The following is a 3,777-nucleotide window of genomic DNA, read 5'->3' on the forward strand; positions in this document are numbered from 1 at the left end:
AATAACGCAGAAATCCCTACAAGCGGGAGAGATGCGATCACTTTTGGAACTAATAACCTAAACCCTGAAATGGTTGAATTTCTGCACAAAAACAACAAGAAAATGATTATAGAAAAAGCCTCTAGCAAAGAATTAGAACTTTTAAAAGACGCTAACTTTAAACACCCTGAAAACATAAGAGCGAGTTTAGATCATGAGGCTATCGCTCACATACTCAAAAGGCATGGCGTTAATTCTGTTAATGTTAAAAATGGAGAAATCACTATTACGAACGAAGATATAGCTAATTATAGATATATCGTTAATAACGCTGATGCAATTCTTAGAACTTTAGACAAATACGACAAAGAAGCTATAACGGCGTTTAAACAAGTTAATGGCTATGCGGTAGTGGTAGAGCAAGCGATCAATAAGAAAAATGAATTAGTTTTAAAAACGATGTTCAAGAGTAAAGGAGATTATAAGAATAACGATGCCTATAAAGAATTTTCAAGCACCTCACTCGACGCTGATGCGAAGGTGCACCATAGGTTGAGTTCCTATAGTGGCACTACTGAGAATAATACCCAAAAACCGCTAATAGATCAAGAGGATTTATTAAAAAATACAGAATTAGAGAACGAAACCCCACCAAAACCTACAAATTTAAGCCCCTTAGAACAAGCCAACGCCGAAAAGCTTGCTAAATTACAAAGAGAGCAAGAACAAAGCGAACAAGAATTTTTAAAAGCTAAAGAGCAAGAAATAAAACGAAAAGAAGCGTTAAAAAAGAAATTAGAATACGAGCGAGGGAATGCAGGCAACATTGAGAGCCAGACTAAAATAGAAGTAGGAGAGGATATCCCTACAAAAACGCAAGAACAATTACCTAAAAGCCGAGTAAGGCTAAATGAAAGAGAGATTTACGATCTAGATTATGCGATCGTCAAAGCGAAAGACTTGAAACCAAGCTTTACCACAGGCGGGACGCAAAAACGCACCGACATGAACGAAGAACAAATTAAAAGCATCGCTGAGAATTTTGACCCTAAGAAGATATTTGGGAGCGGAGAGTTTGAAGATTTACCGATCATTTTAAACGACGGGCAAGTGATCGCAGGAAATCACCGAATCCAAGGCATGCTAAATTTCACGCCTAAAAGCCGTTACATTTACGAGAAAGCGATCAAGGAATACTATAACATTGATTTGAAACCGGACGAATTGTTAGTTAGAGTGCCGCACAATAGATTAAACAACACCGAGATCAACAATTTAGCGGCTTCATCTAATCAAGGACGCTTTAACAGCGAGAGCGATCATGCGATAGCGGTTTTAAGCCATTACGAAGTGAAGTTAAAAGAATTAGACCAAAAATTAGACGCTGATAGCATTTATTCGTTAAAAAACATTGTGGCTAAAAATTTGAATTTTGATAAAGCCACTCACCCTAATGTAACTGATAGTAATTTAGCGTTGCTTATGTTTAACATGCCAAGGACGAAAACGCAAGGGATAGAATTACTCAACCGCTGGCAAAAAGTTTTTTCTAACGACATTAAAAGCTATGAAAAAGTCAAAAAAATGTTTGTAGATAATGCTGGGAGTTTTCACAATCTAATCCACGATCTGAATTTCCCTAATGTGAGTTTAAACGCTTATTTAAGCGATATTATGGATCGCAGTTTTGCGAATTTAAAGAATTATCAAAGCACGAGCGAGAGCCTGAAAGATTTGAGCGAGAAATTCTATAAAACGAGTTCTTTAGAGATGTTTGAAAAGAGCGATCAAAGCGTGAGCGACATCAGCGAGATTCTAGGAGGTGCGATCGCCAGGTTTGCGAGGTTTGATGATCCGAGCAAAGCGTTATTTGAAGCCTTAAGAAGCGATAACATTAAAAAAGGCTTGAAAGAATTTAAGATCGCAGACATTACTAAAGACATGTTTAACCCTGATAGTAAAGAGTTTAAGGATATTGATATTTACGATTTCACGCATTACCTTTTAATGGTCAATAGAGAGCCGAACGAAAATAATCCTACCTTAAAGCGCTTGATAGAAGCCGTGAAGGACATGCAAAAAGAGAGCGAGAAAGGCAGTAAAAAACAAAAACTTGAAACGCCTAGCGAATGGGGACACAATTATAGCGAGTTTAAAAATGATGGCTTAGGAGCGATTAACAAGCTATTAGAAACTAAAAAAGGTTTTGTAGCGGGAGCGTTTCATAAGGAAGGTTTAGGGGATATTGATCTAGTTTGGGGAACGCCAAAGACTAAAGATAGCAACGGTTATGGATTAGCGCATATATTAGAGCGTAGAATATCTAACGAGATGAAGAAAGGCTTAAGTGAAACAGAAGCCAAAGAATACGCCATGAGCGTAGTTAAAACGATACCGGAAGTTATAGAGAAAGGCACTAAAGGAACGGATAGTTTAGGGCGTGTGTTTGTAAATTATGGAAATAAGAGAGTAGGTTTAAATAATGAGTGGAAAAATGAAAAATTAGAAAATCATTGGGTGATAAGCAGTTATGAATTATATGATACAGAGAAGCAAGCGTTACGGTCTACTCCGCAAGCAATCACTAAAGAAAAGGCATTTAATTCTTTAAACTCTGTAGAACCTAATCCTACCACAAACGCGCTAAAAAAGCAAGAGCCTTTAAGCGAACAAGCCAACGCAAAAAAGCTTGCCAAATTAGAAACAAAGAAAGGGAGTAAAGCTGAAGCGCTTAAAAAACTTAATTTTGATGAAATTAAAAAACTCATTGATGAAAGCCCACGAACTGGAAGCAGTATGCCTATTTTAGGAATGCAAAATTTAAACGCAGAAGCGGTTGAATACATTCAAAAAAATCATAAACGAATAGCTGTTGAAAAGATAGAGCCAAGTTTTGCTAAAGATTTAAAATTGAAATATCCAGATGATGCAAGAGCGGTTATTGACTATCAAGCTATTAACCATATACTAAAAGAACACAAAAACTTAGCGTTCGAAGACATAGCCAACTATAGAGAATTATCCAAACAAGCTAATGAAACCTTAAAACTAAAAGATAATCAAAACAGACCGGTAGTAGCGAGTTTTAATCAAATCAATGGATTTTTTGTAGTGGTGGAGCAAGTATCAAATGCTAAGAATGAACTAATGCTAAAAACAATGTATAAGGCAAGAGAAAATTATAAGGATAGTTTAATCTATAAAAAAACATTAGCAAAATCTCAGAATAGCAATTGACCATCAGTTATGAGCTGAGTGCTAGACATACTAGACATATTTGATAAAGCTAATGTGTTTTGAGATTATAAAACAAAAATTTGAATAAGTCAAGGAGGATAAAATGAAAAGAAAGCATAATAATCCAAGGTTTAGAGGGCGTTTTCTAAACCAAGGCTTGAATGATAGCATAAAAAAAGGAATAAAATGATCAATTACCCTAATTTGCCTAATAGCGTTTTAGAGATTACCGAGCAACCCGAAGTGAAAGAAATCACTAACGAGCTTTTAAAGCAATTACAGAGCGCTTTAAATTCTAATAGTCTTTTTACCGAGAAAGTGGAACTAAGCCTTAAAGGGATCGTTAGGATCTTAGAAGTGCTTTTGAGTTTGGATTTTTTCAAAAACGCCAACGAGATCGATAGCAGTTTGAGAAATTCCATTGAATGGCTCAGTAACGCCGGAGAGAGCTTAAAAAATAAAATGAAAGAATACGAGGGCTTTTTTAGCGATTTCAATACGAGCATGAAAAGCAACGAGCAAGAAGTAACGAACATCTTAAACGCCAATTAGCAAAAACAT

General features: G+C 36.0%; 1 protein-coding gene and 1 pseudogene. Both read left to right on the forward strand.

Annotated features, from left to right (window positions below; all coding sequences use genetic code 11):
• Positions 1-102: 102 nt before the first annotated feature.
• The gene (locus tag FIM44_RS08325; protein ID WP_140579742.1) at positions 103-3,216 is read left to right on the forward strand and encodes a DUF3519 domain-containing protein; all 3,114 of its coding nucleotides are present in this window, start codon (positions 103-105) and stop codon (positions 3,214-3,216) included.
• 186 nt (positions 3,217-3,402) lie between these two features.
• Positions 3,403-3,765 (forward strand): annotated as a pseudogene (locus FIM44_RS08330) (DUF1542 domain-containing protein); the annotation flags it as partial.
• Positions 3,766-3,777 lie beyond the last annotated feature (12 nt).

Origin of the sequence: Helicobacter pylori, from assembly GCF_006440215.1 — a bacterium.
In the GTDB taxonomy this organism is placed as follows: Bacteria; Campylobacterota; Campylobacteria; order Campylobacterales; family Helicobacteraceae; genus Helicobacter; species Helicobacter pylori_CS.

What these genes read in the sequence shown, in the direction of transcription:
- FIM44_RS08325 (WP_140579742.1), top strand. Translation starts at nt 103, where the DNA reads ATGATTATAGAAAAAGCCTCTAGCAAAGAATTAGAACTTTTAAAAGAC.